17 protein-coding genes are annotated in these 16261 nt (G+C 64.4%); 8 read left to right on the top strand and 9 right to left on the bottom strand.

The annotated features are described in order from the left end of the window. Window positions 1-9: 9 nt before the first annotated feature. The 3 genes from Amac_RS36155 to Amac_RS36145 all read right to left on the bottom strand — a co-directional run bounded on the left by Amac_RS36155 (window position 10) and on the right by Amac_RS36145 (window position 2907). Window positions 10-1044, bottom strand: coding sequence for a fumarylacetoacetate hydrolase family protein (locus tag Amac_RS36155; protein ID WP_155358921.1), 1035 nt, complete (start codon window positions 1042-1044; stop codon window positions 10-12). Beyond that, window positions 1045-2205 carry a homogentisate 1,2-dioxygenase gene (locus Amac_RS36150; protein ID WP_155358920.1) on the bottom strand — a complete coding sequence of 387 codons (1161 nt, stop codon included), beginning with the start codon at window positions 2203-2205 and terminating at the stop codon, window positions 1045-1047. 69 nt (window positions 2206-2274) lie between these two features. Then, a complete protein-coding gene (locus Amac_RS36145) occupies window positions 2275-2907 on the bottom strand; it encodes an IclR family transcriptional regulator (protein ID WP_155358919.1) in 633 nt (210 codons plus the stop codon). A gap of 34 nt (window positions 2908-2941) precedes the next feature. On the opposite strand from Amac_RS36145, the gene Amac_RS36140 reads away from it, so the two are divergent. Together Amac_RS36140 and Amac_RS57490 are read left to right on the top strand one after the other, a co-directional pair. Then, a complete protein-coding gene (locus Amac_RS36140) occupies window positions 2942-4045 on the top strand; it encodes an NAD(P)/FAD-dependent oxidoreductase (protein ID WP_155358918.1) in 1104 nt (367 codons plus the stop codon). Window positions 4046-4089: 44 nt separating this feature from the next. After that, on the top strand, window positions 4090-5307 hold the full coding sequence (locus Amac_RS57490) for a hypothetical protein (RefSeq protein WP_155358917.1): 1218 nt from the start codon (window positions 4090-4092) through the stop codon (window positions 5305-5307). Window positions 5308-5418: 111 nt separating this feature from the next. Here Amac_RS57490 and Amac_RS36130 read toward each other — a convergent pair whose 3' ends face one another. After that, window positions 5419-5625, bottom strand: coding sequence for an EF-hand domain-containing protein (locus Amac_RS36130; protein WP_155346241.1), 207 nt, complete (start codon window positions 5623-5625; stop codon window positions 5419-5421). A 945-nt stretch (window positions 5626-6570) separates the two neighbouring features. On the opposite strand from Amac_RS36130, the gene Amac_RS36125 reads away from it, so the two are divergent. The 6 genes from Amac_RS36125 (at window position 6571) to Amac_RS36100 (ending at window position 11341) form a co-directional block, all read left to right on the top strand. Continuing rightward, complete coding sequence (locus tag Amac_RS36125; RefSeq protein WP_218041499.1) at window positions 6571-6993, top strand: hypothetical protein; 423 nt, start codon at window positions 6571-6573, stop codon at window positions 6991-6993. A gap of 631 nt (window positions 6994-7624) precedes the next feature. Continuing rightward, window positions 7625-7762 (top strand): hypothetical protein, encoded by a 138-nt coding sequence (locus tag Amac_RS36120; protein ID WP_155358916.1) that lies wholly within the window; start codon window positions 7625-7627, stop codon window positions 7760-7762. Between the two features lie 645 nt (window positions 7763-8407). Further along, on the top strand, window positions 8408-9166 hold the full coding sequence (locus tag Amac_RS36115) for an ATP-binding cassette domain-containing protein (protein ID WP_155358915.1): 759 nt from the start codon (window positions 8408-8410) through the stop codon (window positions 9164-9166). After that, window positions 9163-10404 (top strand): DUF7224 domain-containing protein, encoded by a 1242-nt coding sequence (locus Amac_RS36110; RefSeq protein WP_155358914.1) that lies wholly within the window; start codon window positions 9163-9165, stop codon window positions 10402-10404. The genes Amac_RS36115 and Amac_RS36110 overlap by 4 nt, the downstream gene beginning before the upstream one ends. After that, window positions 10397-11077: a hypothetical protein gene (locus Amac_RS36105; RefSeq protein WP_155358913.1), complete on the top strand. Its 681-nt coding sequence runs from the start codon at window positions 10397-10399 to the stop codon at window positions 11075-11077. The genes Amac_RS36110 and Amac_RS36105 overlap by 8 nt, the downstream gene beginning before the upstream one ends. A 60-nt stretch (window positions 11078-11137) precedes the next feature. Then, complete coding sequence (locus tag Amac_RS36100; protein ID WP_155358912.1) at window positions 11138-11341, top strand: hypothetical protein; 204 nt, start codon at window positions 11138-11140, stop codon at window positions 11339-11341. 217 nt (window positions 11342-11558) lie between these two features. Here Amac_RS36100 and Amac_RS36095 read toward each other — a convergent pair whose 3' ends face one another. From Amac_RS36095 to Amac_RS36075, 5 genes are all read right to left on the bottom strand, one after another. After that, the gene (locus tag Amac_RS36095; RefSeq protein WP_155358911.1) at window positions 11559-11777 is read right to left on the bottom strand and encodes a hypothetical protein; all 219 of its coding nucleotides are present in this window, start codon (window positions 11775-11777) and stop codon (window positions 11559-11561) included. A 642-nt stretch (window positions 11778-12419) separates the two neighbouring features. Beyond that, window positions 12420-13046: a response regulator transcription factor gene (locus Amac_RS36090; RefSeq protein WP_155358910.1), complete on the bottom strand. Its 627-nt coding sequence runs from the start codon at window positions 13044-13046 to the stop codon at window positions 12420-12422. A 182-nt stretch (window positions 13047-13228) separates the two neighbouring features. Beyond that, on the bottom strand, window positions 13229-14164 hold the full coding sequence (locus tag Amac_RS36085; RefSeq protein ID WP_170322832.1) for an AraC-like ligand-binding domain-containing protein: 936 nt from the start codon (window positions 14162-14164) through the stop codon (window positions 13229-13231). 388 nt (window positions 14165-14552) lie between these two features. Continuing rightward, a complete protein-coding gene (locus Amac_RS36080) occupies window positions 14553-15476 on the bottom strand; it encodes an IS3 family transposase (RefSeq protein ID WP_155358908.1) in 924 nt (307 codons plus the stop codon). Further along, the gene (locus Amac_RS36075; protein ID WP_155358907.1) at window positions 15473-15844 is read right to left on the bottom strand and encodes a transposase; all 372 of its coding nucleotides are present in this window, start codon (window positions 15842-15844) and stop codon (window positions 15473-15475) included. The genes Amac_RS36080 and Amac_RS36075 overlap by 4 nt, the downstream gene beginning before the upstream one ends. Between the last annotated feature and the right edge of the window lie 417 nt (window positions 15845-16261).

Here is a 16261-nt window from a genome sequence, read left to right as displayed (position 1 = left end):
CTGATAGCACTAAGTGATCGTGCCTGATACCGCGCCAAGCGACATCCCGGAGTTTGTGGTCGCGCTGATGATCACCGTGTCTCCGTCGTCGAGAAACCCCTGCCCAAGCTCGATGAACGAGCCGGGATCAGCCACGCCGGACACCGTGCCACTCGCGAACAGATCCCCGGTCCTCAGGGATGCCCCGTTCACGGTCATATGAGCGAGCATCTGGTCGGGCGTCCAGTACATATCCCGGTACGGCGGTTCGCTGACCGTCTTCCCGTTGAGCTCCACCTTGAGCCGCAGGTCAAGCCCCCAAGGCGCGGTACGCCTCAGATAACCGAGCGGTTCCGGATCCTGCGCACGCCCCGGAACCCTGGCATGCTCAAGCGCCTCAAGCGGAGTGATCCACGGCGAGATAGACGTCGCAAACGACTTCCCCAGGAAAGGCCCAAGCGGGACGTACTCCCAGGCTTGGATGTCCCGCGCGCTCCAGTCGTTGACGAGCGTCACCCCAAAGACGTGATCTTCAAACGCGCCCGGTCGCTCGCCCAACTGGGTGCCGACCCCGACCACGAACCCCAGCTCCGCCTCGATGTCGAGCTTCGCCGTCGGCCCGAAATGCGGCCCGCCCACCTGCCCGTACGGCCTGCGGATCGGCGTCCCCGATACGACCACCGTCCCCGCCCGCCCGTGATACCCAACCGGAAGATGCCGCCAGTTGGGCTTGAGCGGCTCCTCACCGGGCCGGAACAGGCGCCCGAGGTTGGTGGCGTGCTCAAGCGAGCAGTAGAAGTCGACATAATCCGCGACTTCGATGGGCAACCGAAGTTCGACCTCAGCGAGCGGAATGAGGTGATCGGTCCCAGCCCGAAGCAAGGCCTGGATCCGCCGCCGGGTCTCCTGCCAGGCCGGACGCCCGAGCGCCATGAAGGCGTTCAGACTCCGCGAATGGAACACCTCGTCCCCAAGCGCGTCGGCCAGATCGAGCACATGATCCCCATACCTGACCACGACCCGATCCGCGAGGACGCCATAAGGCAGGTTGTCGAGACCGAACATCTAGCGGGCCCACGTCCACGCGTAGTCCGTATCTTCGCAGGCCAGCGCACCCGGACCCAGATCGAGCGGCCGGAAGGTATCGATCATGACAGCCAGCTCGCTGGTCGTCGTCGCGCCCGACGCGATCACCGCCTCCACCGCCCCCGGCTGCGGCCCATGCGTGAACCCCGCCGGATGCAACGAGATCGACCCGACGTCGATACCTGAACCCGCGCGGGCGCTGTAGTCGCCCCCCACGTAGAACATGAACTCGTCGGAATCCACGTTGTGATGGTTGTACGGAATCGGCACCGCTTCCGGATGGAAGTCCAGCGGACGCGGACAGAACGAGCAGATCACGAAGCCCGGCCCTTCGAACGTCTGGTGCACCGGCGGAGGCGCGTGGGTGCGCTTCACGATCGGCTCGAAGTCGGCGATGTTGAACGCGTAGGGGTAGAGGCAGCCGTCCCAGCCGACCACGTCGAACGGATGGTTGCGATAGGTCAGCCTGGTCAGCCCGCCCCGGGTCCTGACCAGCACGGGAACGTCCTCGCCGTCGCTGAGCAGGGGTTCGGAAGGAATGCGCAGGTCGCGCTCGCAGTAGGGCGCGTGCTCCAGGAACTGGCCGTACTGGGAGAGGTAACGCTTGGGTGGCCGGATATGCCCCGCCGCCTCGATGGTGAGCGCGGTGACCGTCCCGTGCGGCACCCACCGATGGATCGTCCCCGTCGGAATCACGACATAGTCGCCTTCGTCCACCTCCAACGCGCCGTAGGTGGATTCGAAAGTGGCCCGACCCGACTGGACATACACGCATTCGTCGCCCATCGAGTCCCGGTAGAGCTCACTCGGCCGATCCGCCGCCGCGTACGAGATGCGGACATCCCCGTTCCCCGCCAGCAACCTGCGCCCCGAAACGAGATCCTCCGAAGGCCCCAGATCCTGAGTCCGGAAATGCCGTGGCGAAAGCGGCAGGTTCGGCGTCAGCTCACCCCCCGTCAAGGCGGGTACGGCTTCCGCCTTCACGATGGCCGTCGGCGCGTACCGGTGATAAAGCAGCGACGAATCCGACGAGAACCCTTCCTCGCCCATCAACTCCTCGGCGTACAACCCACCGTCAGGCCGACGAAACCGCACATGACGCTTCCGCGGCACCTCCCCGACCCGCTGGTAGTACGGCATGACCCCTCCCGCGTACGGATATCGGACACCTTTGTCCTCTATACGTACGACAGTGCCCCGAACCAGCCCTCATGTCAACGATTCAGCAAGCTCCCGGGCGGCACCCATCACCAGTTCCCCGACCGCCTCGACATCCAACTGCCCAAACGTGATAACCCCGACCGACGCCTCCAACCACGGCAACCCCAGAATCGGCGCGGCCACCCCCCGAGCCCCCTCCTGCAACTGCCCTTCAGACGCCTGAAACCCCACGACCCCGTCCCGCTGCGCCAGGATCGCCAACCCCGCAGCCCCTCGGGACAGCGGATGCCGCGAACCCTCCCGATAAGCCACATGCATATCCGTCCACGACGGCTCCACCACCGCGATCGCCAGCCCGTCGCCGCCTTCGGCCACGGTCAGATGCGCGGTCGCCCCCGCCCGCTCCGCCAGCCTGCGCAACGCCGGCAACGCGGCGGCCCGCAACAGCGGCTGCACCGCCTGCGCCAGCACCAGCACCCCGAACCCGAGATGCACCCGCCCATCCGAATCCCGCCGCGCGAACCCCTCCTGCTGCAACGTATTGATCAGCCGATACACCACCGGCCTGCTCAACCCCAGCTCAGCGGCGAGTTCAGTCGGCGTACGCCCCCGCTGCCCATCCGCGAGCACGCGCAGCAACCGCAGCCCCCGCTCCAACGTCTGCGCTGCCTCGGCCGCCATCCTCCGATTATGGCCGGTATGGCACCCTGGCCCGATGAGGACCGTAATCGTGGTAGGCGCAGGTATCTGGGGCACCTCACTGGCCTTGCGCCTAGCCGACACCGGCTGGCACGTGACCTTGATCGAGCAGTACGCCCCCGGCCACATCCGCCAGGCCAGCTCCGGCGAAACCCGCCTGCTGCGCTGCGCCCACGGCCACGACGACTGGTACGCCAAATTCGCCTGGAAAGCCCGCGAAGGCTGGCGCCGCCTGGGCGAGCGCGCCGGTGAACAATTGTTCCTGGAAACCGGATTCATGTGGTTCGCCCGCCAGGAACACGGCTGGGAATCCGCCAGCACCCAGGTCCTGAAAAATCTGGACATCCCCGTTGAAGTGCTGGACCCCGCCGACGCCGGCCGCGCCTTCCCCGACTTCCACGGCGACGACCTCGCCTTCGTCCTACGCGAACCCCACGCCGGAGTCGTACGCGCCCGCCGCGCCACCCAGATCACCGCCCGCCTCGCCCAGTCCGCGGGCGTCACCACGATCCGCGCCGAGGCCCTCCCCCACCCCGACGGCGGCGTACAGGTGAACGGCGAGACCCTCCGCGCCGACCGCATCGTCTGGGCCTGCGGCGCCTGGCTCCCCGGCCTCTTCGACCTCCCCGTCACGGTCACCCGCCAGGACACCCTGCACTTCGACGTCCCCGCCGCCTGGGCGAGCATCCCCGCCTTCTGCGACTACGACAGCTCGGTCTACGGCCACGGCGACATCGACGGCGCGGGCCTGAAATGCACCAGCGACCTGGAAGGCGACCCCTACGACCCGCGCACCGGCAGCCGCCAGATCCTCCCGCGGAGCGAAGGTCTCGCCCGCGACTACCTCAGCCGCCGCTTCCCCAGCCTCGCCGCCGCCCCCGTCCTGTTCAGCCAGGTCTGCCAGTACGGCCTGACCCCCGACGCCGAATGGATCATCGCGGAAGTCCGCCCGTCCGAATGGGTGATCGGCGGCGACTCAGGCCACGGCTTCAAACACGCCCCCGCCCTGGCCGACTACCTCGCCGACATCCTCGACGACACCCAGGAGCCCGACCCCCGCTTCGGCCTGCACCCGCGCTCCGCGACCCGCGGCTTGCGCACAAGCGGTCAGACCGGTTGATCTCTATACTGTCCGGGGCGATCACCAAGAACCCTGGAGTGAAGATGCGTTTGAGGCGGATTGCGGCCATCGGTGCTCTGGCGGGAGTGATCTCGATCTGGCTGCCCGGATCCGCGGCGCAAGCGGCCGGGGAATCCTGCAACGACCAACTTCCGGCGGGCACGCCCTCGTACGTCGTCTGCCGCTGGTTAGCCAAACCCGACGAAGCCCTCCAGGTCGCCATGCACTGGCTGGCCGACGACGCCAGTAACCTCCAGCAAGCAGAGCCGTACGGCTCCGGCTGGCCGGGCATCGACATCACCTGCACCGATGGCCCTTGCCCGACCGGCGAGGGCGAGGCGTACGACGAGGACCAGGCCGGCCCCGCCGAGGACGGCGGAGACGTCGTGTGCGACCCGCCCGGCACGACCTGCACGGTCGAACCCGACGAGGTCGAGGCAGCGGCCCAGACGCCCACCGGACAGGCGGTCGAGACCGCGACCGAGACCGGGCTGCGGGTCTGGATCAACACCGAACTCGCCGACGACTGGAAGGCCGGGGAGCAGGCCTTCACGGCAGCGATTAAGAACATCGGCGCCCTGGCCGCCCAGCCCGGCGTGGCCGGCATCCGCTTCACCAACCAGCTCGGCTACAACGCCACCTTCACCACCGCCGAGGACCTCACCAAGTTCGTCACCGCCGCCTCGGCCGCGCTACGCGAAACCGCCCCCGGCAAGAAACTGGGCCTGCACACCGTGGTCCCCGTGTTCGCCTGCGGCGGCAACACCGCCTGCGCGAAGACCATGGCGACGCAGTACCCGCTGCTCACCCCCGCGGTGATCGAACCGCTGCTCACCGGCGGCAAGATCGACCAGCTCACCCTGGACAGCGGCATGGCCCCCGGCTACACCAAGTGGAAGATCACCGCCCAGGAGGCCCGCCGCAACCAGTGGATCCAGGTCAAAGCCCGCGCCTGGGACGCCCTCGCCCAAGTCGGCGCCGAAGACGCCGGCCTGGTCGGCCCCTCCCTGACCACCGCCCAAGCCAAGACCGCCACCGCCCAGCGCATCGTGCTCCCCTTGGAAGACGGCGCCGCAACGGTCAACGTCTGGTCCCGCTACGTAGACGCCAAGGGCACCGTCCACGGCATCCCCGCCGCCACCTGGGCCCAACTGGAGAAGCTCGAACCCCTCCAGCGCCGCCTCACCACCCTCTACACCCCCGGCACCGACGACCTCACCAAACTCGCGAAGGTCTTCAGCCAGGTGTACATCACGGCCTGAAGCCCGGTCAGCCGGGCGGGTTCGCCCGGCTGATTCGATGCCGTGAGATCCAATGAGATCAGGGATTTCTGTATTCGCACAGCCGCGTTTGTGCAGGCCAGCGAATTGGATCTAGCGGGCGGACTGGAGCCAGCCGCCGAACTCCTCCAGGTTGATCAGGCCGTCGCCGTCGCCATCCACCTTGCGGATGACGGCTTCCGCGCCGTCCTCGCCGAGCGGCTGGCCGAGCAGGTCCGCGAGCCGGACCAACTCCTCGGCCGAGATCAGGCCGTCCCCATCACTGTCGACCAAGCTGAAGGTCGGAGCGTATTCAGACATGTATCCTCCTCAGGTTTCGCGATCAGCACCTTAGTCGGATAAATGGTGTTCAGCAGTCGGCTTGCCTGAACCGTGTGCGGCGGCGAGTCCTTGAAGCGCTAGCAATCAGCAACGAAACAAGCACGTAAGGCCACAGGTAAGTTACAGGACTGTATTTCCCGCAGTAGAGCTCTGATGTGCGGTACCCCGACGATGGCGGCCTGTCCCGCCAAGGCCCGCGCCAAGCGCGAGCAGGTACGCTTCAGCGCCGCAGGCATGTTCGAACGCGGTATGAAGCCGCCCAGGTCGCCCGCGCGTTGCGGATCACCTCGAGTTCGGCGAACGCTTGGCACCGGACTGGAAGAGCGGCGGAAAAGCCGCCCTGGCCTCCAAAGGGCCGGGCGGCTCGGTCTGCTGCCTCTCGGCGGAACAGATCCTCCTGCTGGAGGCAGAACGCGACCGAGGGCCAGCCACGTACGGCTGGGAGGACCAGCGGTGGACGCTATCGAGGATCATCGTCTTGATGAAGGAGTTGTTCCGCGTTGGCTACAGCCCACGCGAGGTGTCCTCCTGCTGCACCGGATCGGCTGGCGCCTGTAGATCCCCGCGCACCGCGCCGCCGAGCGCGACGAAGATGCGATGACCACGTGGACCAGGGAGACCTGGCACATATAAGGGCAGGCCGCCGACCGGGGTGCCTGGATCGTCTTTGTGGACGAGTCGAGGTAAAGCCTTCGCCCGCCTCAAGGGCCGAACCTGGGCCCGGCGGGGTCAGACCCAGTCGTGACGGTGTCCGCAAGGGGTCTCCTCGGTCGCCGGGATCGTCTGCGTCAAGCCCGGGCAACGCACCCGCCTGATCTACCGGACGATCATCTACCACAGCCGCAAGAACGAGCGGAAGAGTTTCAAGTCCGCGACTTCAAGCTCCGGCTCCAAGCCGCTCACCAGCAGTTACGAGCCCCGATCATGGTCGTCTGGGACCAACTTAACGCACATGTCTACGCCGAGATGCGCGCCTTCATCGACGATCACGACTGGTTGACGGTCTTCCAGCTTCCCAGCTACACCCCCGAATCAACCCCACCGAAGGCATCTGGGCCAACCTCAAGGGCCACCTGGCCAACCTGGCTGTCCGGGGTGGAGCCGACCACCTCGCCGCCATCAAACACCACCTCAAGCGTCTGCGGTACTGGCTCCGACCTGCTCGACGCCATCATTGCCCAGACCGAACTCATCCTCGAACCCGAACCGCCCCAACTAACGAGAAGTCAGCATTTCACGGTCTGTAGCTGTCCAGCCGCGAAGAGCCCATATGGCGGAGGGGCGAACCGTATTCGTCTCCACCCAATGGTGGAGGTGCGCGCAGGAATCCGTCATCCGACCCATTGATGTCTGATGACTCCGCAGGAAACATGGAAGTCGACGAAATCGGTCAGGGAGGAGGAAGTCGGACTGGATAAAGAAATGAAATGAGAATCGTGCAGAGGCGTCTTCGTTAGAAAGAAGGTGTTCATGCGGGTCCGAAACCTCTCAAGAAGAGTTCTAGCCCTGGCGTTCGCCCTCGTGGCCGCTAATGTGCGCTCTTCTCGCAGGTCAACGCATAGAAGTGAATGACTATTCACTTCAGGCCGAAAGGGCTTAGCGGGAGAAATCATTGACTCCGAGAGTCGAATCTCGTAATGTCCTTCGTAGCGCTGGCGCTATTCCCCAGGCCATGGAGGTGGGCGCAAGAAGTCAACACATCTATGTCGGACCTTGGCAGAGAACTCCGACAGACCACGTCAACGATGCAGCAGAAGGAGTAATAAATGCAGGTCAAGCGTATCGCTGCGGCTCTCGCAGCCTGCGCAACGGCAGTAGTGTTATGCCAAGTCGCACCGGCCTCGGCCGCAGCCAAAACCCCTTCAGGGGTGAATCCGGCACCCGTCTCGGCGTGGCCATCTGGAGTTGCGACGGTCGTCGGGTCAACCCCACCGTCAAGGCGGCAACTCTCGAATGTGCGAGGTCTGGCGCCGCGGACTTGAATTACTCCCGCGGAGTCTGGGACTGCGATTGGCAGGTCGACATCTGGACCGGCCCTCGTTACTACCCCTGGGTCGTCACCAACAGCTGCAGCAGCGAGCTCATCGGCTGGGACTTCGTTTTCGGCGAGGGCTAAGCAACAAGTAGCCCGCCAGAAAAACGGCTTCTCATGACCCCGAAGGTCATCCGATCATCTGGGGTCATATTTTCACGCCCGCAATGCAGCCGGACAGATTCGGGCGTCCCCTGAGAATCTCCACGGACGGGGCCTTGGCAAAGAACCCCCGTCCGTGGGCATCAACGATGCGAGGAGATTATATCAAATGCGACTGTACCGTGTCGCTGCCGCCGCAGCACTTTGTGCGATGGCGACCACAACGGTTGGAGCCACCCCGGCATTCGCGAACCCGGGGCCGGCGGTAGTCACCGAATCCAACCCGGCGGCGCCGAGCGCTGCCCTCGCAAGCTGGAACTGCGACGGCAAGCGAGTAATCCCGACGACCAGAGCGGCCGCCCTCGGGTGTATCAGGAGCGGACCCGCTGACACCAACTACTCCCGCGGAGTCTGGGACTGTGACTGGCAGGTCGACATCTGGACTGAATACAAGTACGCGACCTGGGCCCTGACCCACACCTGCAGCAATACACTCATCGGCTGGGACTTCGTATTCGGTGACTGACCGCCATCCGTCTGAGATAGATTCGGACAACCTGAAAAATCGCCAATAACAGAGCCGGGCGGTCGATCTCATGAGTCGGCCGCCCTTCAAATGGAGCGAACATGCCGACGACCGCAGTGCGCACGATAAATCTCACACAAGGATACGGCGAGACTCCCATCATCAAGAACCTCACCCTGGACATACCGCACGGGGTCTTCGGTCTCCTGGGGCCGAACGGCGCAGGGAAGACCACGCTTCTACGAACCCTGGCGACGGCCATCGCGCCCCGTTCAGGGGAAATTGTCCTGCTGGACAGGACGGTGAAGAACGATCGTGATGCGCGCGAAGTCCGCCGCCACCTCGGCTATCTTCCCCAGGAGTTCGGCTACCACCCCAACTTCACGGTCCACGAGTTCATCAGCTACTGCGCGTGGCTCAGGCGTATTCCGTCCGCTCTGACTCGTGAAGTGGTCACGGAGGCTATCATGGCCGTCGACCTCGGCGCTCAGGCTAAAACCAAAATGAAGAATCTTTCAGGCGGAATGCTCCGTCGCGCGGGAATCGCTCAGGCCATACTCGGCGGTACCCGCCTGGTCCTGCTGGACGAGCCGACGGTGGGGCTCGATCCTGAGCAGCGTCTGGCGTTCCGCGACCTGATCAGGAAAGTTTCGGGTCGGGCCACTGTGGTGCTCAGCACCCATCTGGTGGAAGACGTCGCAGCCGTCTGCGACAACTTGCTGATTATTGCCGATGGCGAACCGGTCTTCACCGGGAGCCCTCGAGAATTGCGTGATCTGTCGTCAGAGGGGGCCAGGGGAGATACAGAGCTTGAGCGGGGATATACGGCGGCACTGCATCGAGACAAGGCCGGCATATGACGAGAATCCTTCTGATCGAAATTCGCCGCTCTCCGTTCTTGTGGCTCGTCGTCCCTGCGAGCCTACTGAGTCTGGTCATACTTTTTCGTGAAGTCGAGTCATGGCAGAACGTCTGGCCCGAAGCCAGCGTCAGGGTCATCGCCGCCGCGACGCAACTCCCGGCAGTGGCGATCGCCGCAGTCGCCGCATGGTCGGCCCAGCGCATCCACCGGGCCTCGGCATCACAGCTGGTGCAGACGTCGACGCGCCCGGGCTGGCAGATCACGATCGTCCATTTGTCGGTAAGCCTTGGTTACGCCTTGATTCCACTGGCGGTCGCGGCTTTGGCGAGCTATCTGATCGTCCATGACAAGGCCGCTCCTGGCGGACTCTGGCTCTCTTACATGCTGCTTGGCATCGCCGCGGTTGTCACTGTCGTCGGATTGGGACACTCGATCGGCAGCGCGATTTCCAATCGCCTGGCCGCGCCATTGGCTGGATTCGCATCGTTCTTCCCTTTGTTTATCGTCTCTATTTTGGTGCCATTTTTCGGCGAGGCGAACAAAGCAGTGAGTCCGGCGGCTCTGGCCGCTCGCCTACTGCTCGCGGGGGCCTGTGTCGCGCTCGCGTTGGCCTTCGGGCCAGTGAGTTCACCGCGCCGTTCGTACGGCGGGCGCATATCGGCCTGCGTCGCGGTGGCAGTCTCGGTGTTGTTCCTGCTGGTGGCCGGTCCGATTCAGCAGCCCAGGCAGCCGGTTTTGGCTTCTGCTTGTCAACGGGTAGCGGCGACCGACGTGTGCCTGTGGCCAGAGAACGCCGCCCGGCTCACGGAGGCGACCAACGCCACCAAGAATGTCATCGGCCTTACCCAGCGTGTGATCAGATTCCCGCAGGTTGTCGCCGACGAGGGGCTGGTGGCAGAGAACGGTGGCTCGGTCCTTCAGATCCCGGTTGTCGCGGGCGCCACTTACGAGTCCTACAGATCGTTGTTAATCTTTCAGCTCACCTGGCAGATAATGGCCGATTGCGGTCCTTCGGAGACCGAAGCACACGGACGCCCTAGAATGCAGGCCAGAGCGAAGCTCGACACGTGGCTGAGCTCGGCCGCGCTCGGCAGAATGCAAGACCAGGAATGGGATTCGGTCTCTCTCACCGAAGCGGGCAGAAACGAGGTGCGCCAGACTCTCGGCCTGCCGCAGGCGGCGCAGGAAGAGTGGGCGAGGAAGCAGATCGCTGTGATGGGGAGGTGCAATGCTTGATCGGCTTCAGCGAGGTGCAGAGCCTCGTACTGAAGGTGTCGGCATCGTCGCGCTCGTATGCAGGAGCCGCCATGTCGGATTCCATGTCATGGCGATGCTTCTGGTCAGTGCCACCTGTGTGATCTGGGGGCAGAATACGTTACTTCTGCCGGGAGGTAATGAGACTTTACCTCTCGCGATCTTAATGCCGGTGCCATACGCCTGCATCGTCGCCTCCATGATTCGCAGTTCGATGCATTCGTTCGAGAACACCGCGTCACTCAGTATCGCCCGGCTTGATTTTTATGTGATCACACTCGCTCTGGTTTTGACGTTGCTTCTTGCGGTCGGCAGTCTGGCGCTTGGGGGCACGCTCGGGCTAGCCCCGCTGGTCGTTCGCAATATTGTCTTCTGGTCCGGTGTGGGTTTCACGTCGGCGGCATTGGTCGGCCGATCACTGGGCTGGGTGTTGCCGATCCTTCTGCTGGTTCCGCTGTATGAATCAGGACGCGCGGACTCGGACGGGCAGATTCCTCTGTGGGCGATCGCCAGGCATCCGGCCGACTCGTCATGGTCGTGGTTCGTCACCGCTTTGGTGGTCGCCGCCGGAGTGATCATGATTGGTCGATCGAGCGCATGGCGAGGGAGTCGTTTCTCTCGATTTCCCCGCCTTATCGCGATGCGCAGAGATTGATACCCATGTTACACTGTGGTATACATTCCACCCCGATCGGTACTGCATTCTAGGAGGATCGTGTCCAGCTCTCCGCAACACGTGAAGCGTATTGTCGGCAGTGATCGCAGCCAGTTTGTCGAATTGGTCAAAGCTGCAGGGGTCATCGGGCTGGGCGTCGAGCTCAAGAATGCGTTTGTGCCTGCACCGGAAGGTGGTTACACCCAAGAATGGTGCATCGACCTGTACAGCGAGCCTCCGGGCCGGACGCATACGGAGCAGTGATCTAGACAGAGTTCCCCGGCCAGCGTAGGTCCGGGGCAATAAGGCCCTTGACCTGAGTTTCTTCCTTTCTAGTGATCGTCGCAACACCTGAGTTCAGGGGATGCGATGGCAGCGAGGGCACCATCCGTTACTCCGACCAGGTCTGGGCCTTCACGGAACGCGAAGAGCCGCAGGACTTCTGGTACCCCTGCAAGACCCCGGGACTGCCGTCGCGCGCTCATCGTCGACGACGTGCCCAGCTCCGCGCCGGCCATCCGGGCGGCTGCGACAACAGCGGGTGGACCAACTCCGGCACCTTGCGCGTGTAGGCGAACCACTGATGGCCGCCGAAGCCGTTGCCGAGCTGCTGGAAATCCGCCTTGGCCAGGGTCTTTCCGTTGGCGTCCTTGCCGAATTCAAGGGTGGGCGGATCGGAGAACGGCTGGTTCGAGGTCAACCCGGGCGGCGCGAGCTATCTCGAGTTCGTGCCCGCGGCCACTGGCCAGAGCAGAGTCTCCCTGACCTTGGAGGTCGAGGAGAAGTCCCTTCCGCCGGCGGAGTTTCGCTTTGTGCTCGTCACGTGGCCGGTCGCCGGAGGCAAGCCAGCGGACACCCCTGTCCGCTGGATCCGCCCGGACGAATCCGGCCCGACGACCAGTACCCCCGTTTTATCGATGTGCCGGTGACCGCGTTCTTCTCGACGAAAGTGCCCTGAACACCATTCCGAGAGGCAGTAGCGATGAACCGTCCCGGCCGGAGGACCGCCCTGTTGACCGCAGGCCTGGCATTCTTCCTGTCAGCCTGCCAGATCGGCCGGGACGCGCTGTTCATCGTCACCAACGACACAACGGAGACTGTCGTCGTCACTTGGAACGGAATGGAGTACGCGACCCTGCCGCCGGGCCGCAGTAAGCAGATCTCCTTGTCCAGCGAGGTGTGCACCGCTACCTCGCCACCGGCGGATGATCTTAGGGCCGTCTCGGCGCGGGGCAAGCATTATGCCTATGGGCGACGCGCGTGCAACGGGGAGACCTGGCGAGTCGGGTCAACCCCCGTTTCGCCGCCGCCCAGTTGAGCCGAGGATGGCTGCCTGGCCAGGCTAATCGCTGAGGCCGGCGGCCATCACGGCTTGGGCTCTGTTCCGGGCGCCCAGCTTGCGAAGAATCTTCATCACGTGGGTCTTGACGGTGGAGATCGCCACTCCGAGTTCGGTGGCGATCTCACCGTTCACCTTCCCGCGGGCGATTAGAGTTAGTACTTCGTACTCTCGTTTTGTCAGGATTTGGCGGATCTCGCCGCTCACGGGAGCGAACCTGTCCGTCAGGCCCTGCACCAGGGCTTTGTACAGCGGTCGGTAGCCCATGCTGATGACCCTGATAAGCCCGACAAGCTGCATGGGACCGATGTGATCTCGTCGAATTGGATAAGCGTCCGCTTTGATCAGCATGATGTCGAGCGGGGACCAGTCGGGGGTGAGCACGATCACAGGGATAGGCCGTTCCGACCCTGTCAGGTGATGGCGCAACTGACTGACCAGTGTCACCGTCTCGTCGGTTACGCGATCCACACCCATGATGCAGACCGAGGTCTCGGATAGGGAAGGCTCTCTGCGGAGATCGTGATAGGCGGAAACCTCCACGATGGATTTGATGCCTTCCTCGTGGCGGAGGATCGCCGTGATGCCGCCGCGTGCCAGGGGGTCCCTCTCGATCACTACGATGCGCATGCCTGTCCCGTTGTGGACGGCATGTGAAGCGGTGGAACGCACGCTGAGACAAGCACATGCATGTCAGGCTCCCCGTTGGTAGATACGTTCCCCGGCTACCGATGCGATGTGTCCGACCGAGCGTAAGCGTGTTGGTCAGTCGCACATTGAGGATGCAAGAACACTGTTTCGGAAGTCGTTGGCTATTTGTGCACAGTACTTGTCGATCTCTGCATGGGCTGGTCGGTGAGGGTGAGCCTCCGGTAGACGCTGGGTGGCATGTCGTATGCGTTGCGGAACGCACGGCTGAAGTGGGCTGCGTCAGTGAAGCCCCACCGGCTTGCGATTGCGTGGACAGGGCGCGAGGCGAGCCGGGGGTCGGCCAGGTCGCGGCGGCAGTTCTCCAGGCGTTGCCGGCGTATCCAGGCCGACAGCGTCACATCTTCGTCGTCGAAGATCTGGTAGAGGTGGCGCAGGGAGATCTGGTGGGCGGCGGCGATGGCGGTCGGGGACAGGTTCGGGTCGCTGAGCCGCTGCTCGACGTAGTCGCGGACCCGCACTCGCAGCACACGCCGATGTGACTCCGGCGATGTGGCGCCGGCATCGTCGAGTTGGTGGGACAGCACGGCCACCAGTAACTCGACGGTGATCGAGCTCAAGGACGGCTCGTCCGCTGCGGTGAACTCGGTGGCATGCCTGTCGAGGTTCGTCAGCCAGCGGCGGAACATCGCGCCGATACCCTGGCGCCCAGAGAAGGAGGCTCCGACGAGCAGGCTGACCATAGTCGGCGGCAGCGGTAACAGCGCACGGGGAATCTCGACGACGATGCCGCAGGCGGTGTCGGGGGCGCATATCCGCCGACCCTCGAACGTGCGGGACGTGTCGAACAGGACGAACTCCCCGGCACTGATCACTGCTTCACGGCCTGCCTGGGCGGTCCACCCCTGCCCGCTGAGGATGAGGTTGACCTGGTACGCCTCGGGGTCGCTGCGCCGGATGTGCTGCGCGGACCTGCGGACGATCAGAGGAGGGTAGGCCATGGTGGAGACCTGCACATTGTCTAGCTCCACCGTCCGCACCCAGCCGCGGAAGTCGTTCTGCTCACTCTGCACCCGGGAGGGTGTCAGCGATCTTTCCACGCTCTCAATCCAGCCGGGGAGGCGGTCATGGGCTGGCAGGCCATCAGTGCTGAATTCACTCACCCGCATGGCGTAACTCCTCGTCAGGGCATCGCCTCGCCCTTGCGGCGCGTATCTGCCGATGCCTGCCCGGTAGTGAACAGGTGATCATATTGCCGATGTCGTACTCTACAGAAGCCATAGCCCATAATGTGGGAATGGTATCGAATGTGCTGAGCTGTCTGAATTCGCGTGCAGGGCGAGTCAGCGGGTGCTCTCAGTTCGTCGGCTGAATTGGCCGACGGCGGCGTCAGGTGACAGTGGCAATGGAAAGCACGGCAGGCAGGGATGCTTGGCATGGTCAGCATGGCTATGGCATCGTCAATCCCCTGAAACCGTGGAGACGGTCCTATGCCACAGCGGTCCTTAGCAGGGCCGATGAGGCTTTCCTTTTCTCGATCATGTGAGCTTCGAATGTGATCGGCGATAAGCCGTCGTTGGCGCTGTGCCGCCTGATGGGGTTGTAGAAGTCCGCGATCCACGTGGCGATCTTCAGGCGAGCCTCGGCCCGGGAGCGGAACCGCTGACGGTGGACGTACTCGACCTTGAGGGTGCTGTTGAGCGCCTCGGCCGCTGCATTGTCCAGCGCGCAGCCGACCTGGCCCATCGACTGGACCACACCCAGGCGCCGGCACAGGTCCTGGTAGCGGGCGGCGGTGTACTCGCTCCCGCGATCCGAATGGAAGATCACCCCGTCCACGTCTCCGCCGCGGGTGGCCACCGCCATCTGCAGCGAGGCGCAGGTCAGCGCGGCATCGTGGTGGTCCGACATGGCGTAGCCGAGCAGCCGGCGGGAGAACAAGTCCTCGACCGTGGCCAGGTACAGGTTGCCCTCGTCGGTGTCGATCATGGTCACATCGCCGCACCACAGCACGTCCGGAGCGGGCGCGGTGAACTTCCGCCGCACCAGATCCGCAGCGGCGGGCCGCCTGCCCTGGCGGGTCAGCGACCGCGGCGTGCGCCGCACGCGAGCGACCAGGCCGAGTTCGGCCATCCGCGCCGCGACCGTGTTCTCCGACACCCGCCAGCCCGCCTCGTGCAGGTCACGGGTGATCCGTGGCGAACCGTAGGTGCCGCCCGATTCCTCAAACGAGCGGGTGATCTGCGCATCCAGGTCGGCTCGCCGGCGTTCGCGAGCGGTCGGCATGTCCTGGCCGATGCGGTTCCTCCACTTGTAGAACCACGACTGGGACACCCCCAACGCCCGGCAGGAGATGATGTGGTCGATGCCGTGCTCGGTCTTCTGGGAGCTGATGAAGGCCGCCACGCTCACCGGCCCATCGCCTCTTTGACCCACAAGACCACCGAACGCTTGAGCACATCACGCTCATCTTCCAGCTCAGCCCGTTCCTTGTCCCAGGCCGCCTTGTCCTCGGCGTGCTGCTTGACCAGCTCGGCCTTCTCCTGCCGCAGCCGCGCCAATTCCTCCTGCTCAGACTCCTCCAGCGCTCCGCTCCCGTCGCTGCCGTCGCCGTTGTACTGCTGGGCGGGCCGATCCATGTGCACCCAATTGTGCAACGTGTACGGGCTGAGCCCTAGATCTCGCGCCACTTGCGCGACGGGCTTGCCGGTCTCCTTGACGATACGCACCGCGCCCGCCCGGAACTCCGGATCAAAGCGCCGCCTCGTGACTGCTGCCACGACCAAACCTCTCCTGGTTCGGTCTCCACGTTACGAGGGGAACCTCACAGGACAAAGCCGCAGCCCAATTGGTTGCCGAATTGTTCTTGTGTGGATCAAGCGGCGGCGCGCCGCGCCGCCGTAACCGGCCCTCTGCCGCACGCCGACCGGGCATGCGGCGTGGGCGCCGGTCCCGGCCGGCGGCGACCCGGGCCGTCCACCGACCGACGCACCCGCTGTTGCCGAAAGAACGGCCGACCCCAGCGGCCCACCGCCGGGCCTGTTCGCTCTCACGATTGCGCGATTATGGTTGCCCACAGCTGACAGCTGGGGACGATAACCGACCCGGAGCTTCGTCCCTCGGGCCTGTCTCGCCGAAGACCGACACGCGAGAGACCGACCCTCAGCGCGGACCGGGTCATATCGAGGTACGTAATT

Origin of the sequence: Acrocarpospora macrocephala (assembly GCF_009687865.1) — a bacterium.
Taxonomy (GTDB): domain Bacteria; phylum Actinomycetota; class Actinomycetes; order Streptosporangiales; family Streptosporangiaceae; genus Acrocarpospora; species Acrocarpospora macrocephala.
The sequence above is the reverse complement of the archived record's forward strand: the minus strand, read 5'-3'. Positions and strand labels throughout refer to the sequence as shown.

What these genes read in the sequence shown, in the direction of transcription:
- Amac_RS36155 (WP_155358921.1), bottom strand. Translation starts at nt 1,044, where the DNA reads ATGTTCGGTCTCGACAACCTGCCTTATGGCGTCCTCGCGGATCGGGTC.
- Amac_RS36150 (WP_155358920.1), bottom strand. Translation starts at nt 2,205, where the DNA reads ATGCCGTACTACCAGCGGGTCGGGGAGGTGCCGCGGAAGCGTCATGTG.
- Amac_RS36145 (WP_155358919.1), bottom strand. Translation starts at nt 2,907, where the DNA reads ATGGCGGCCGAGGCAGCGCAGACGTTGGAGCGGGGGCTGCGGTTGCTG.
- Amac_RS36140 (WP_155358918.1), top strand. Translation starts at nt 2,942, where the DNA reads ATGAGGACCGTAATCGTGGTAGGCGCAGGTATCTGGGGCACCTCACTG.
- Amac_RS57490 (WP_155358917.1), top strand. Translation starts at nt 4,090, where the DNA reads ATGCGTTTGAGGCGGATTGCGGCCATCGGTGCTCTGGCGGGAGTGATC.
- Amac_RS36130 (WP_155346241.1), bottom strand. Translation starts at nt 5,625, where the DNA reads ATGTCTGAATACGCTCCGACCTTCAGCTTGGTCGACAGTGATGGGGAC.
- Amac_RS36125 (WP_218041499.1), top strand. Translation starts at nt 6,571, where the DNA reads ATGGTCGTCTGGGACCAACTTAACGCACATGTCTACGCCGAGATGCGC.
- Amac_RS36115 (WP_155358915.1), top strand. Translation starts at nt 8,408, where the DNA reads ATGCCGACGACCGCAGTGCGCACGATAAATCTCACACAAGGATACGGC.
- Amac_RS36110 (WP_155358914.1), top strand. Translation starts at nt 9,163, where the DNA reads ATGACGAGAATCCTTCTGATCGAAATTCGCCGCTCTCCGTTCTTGTGG.
- Amac_RS36105 (WP_155358913.1), top strand. Translation starts at nt 10,397, where the DNA reads ATGCTTGATCGGCTTCAGCGAGGTGCAGAGCCTCGTACTGAAGGTGTC.
- Amac_RS36090 (WP_155358910.1), bottom strand. Translation starts at nt 13,046, where the DNA reads ATGCGCATCGTAGTGATCGAGAGGGACCCCCTGGCACGCGGCGGCATC.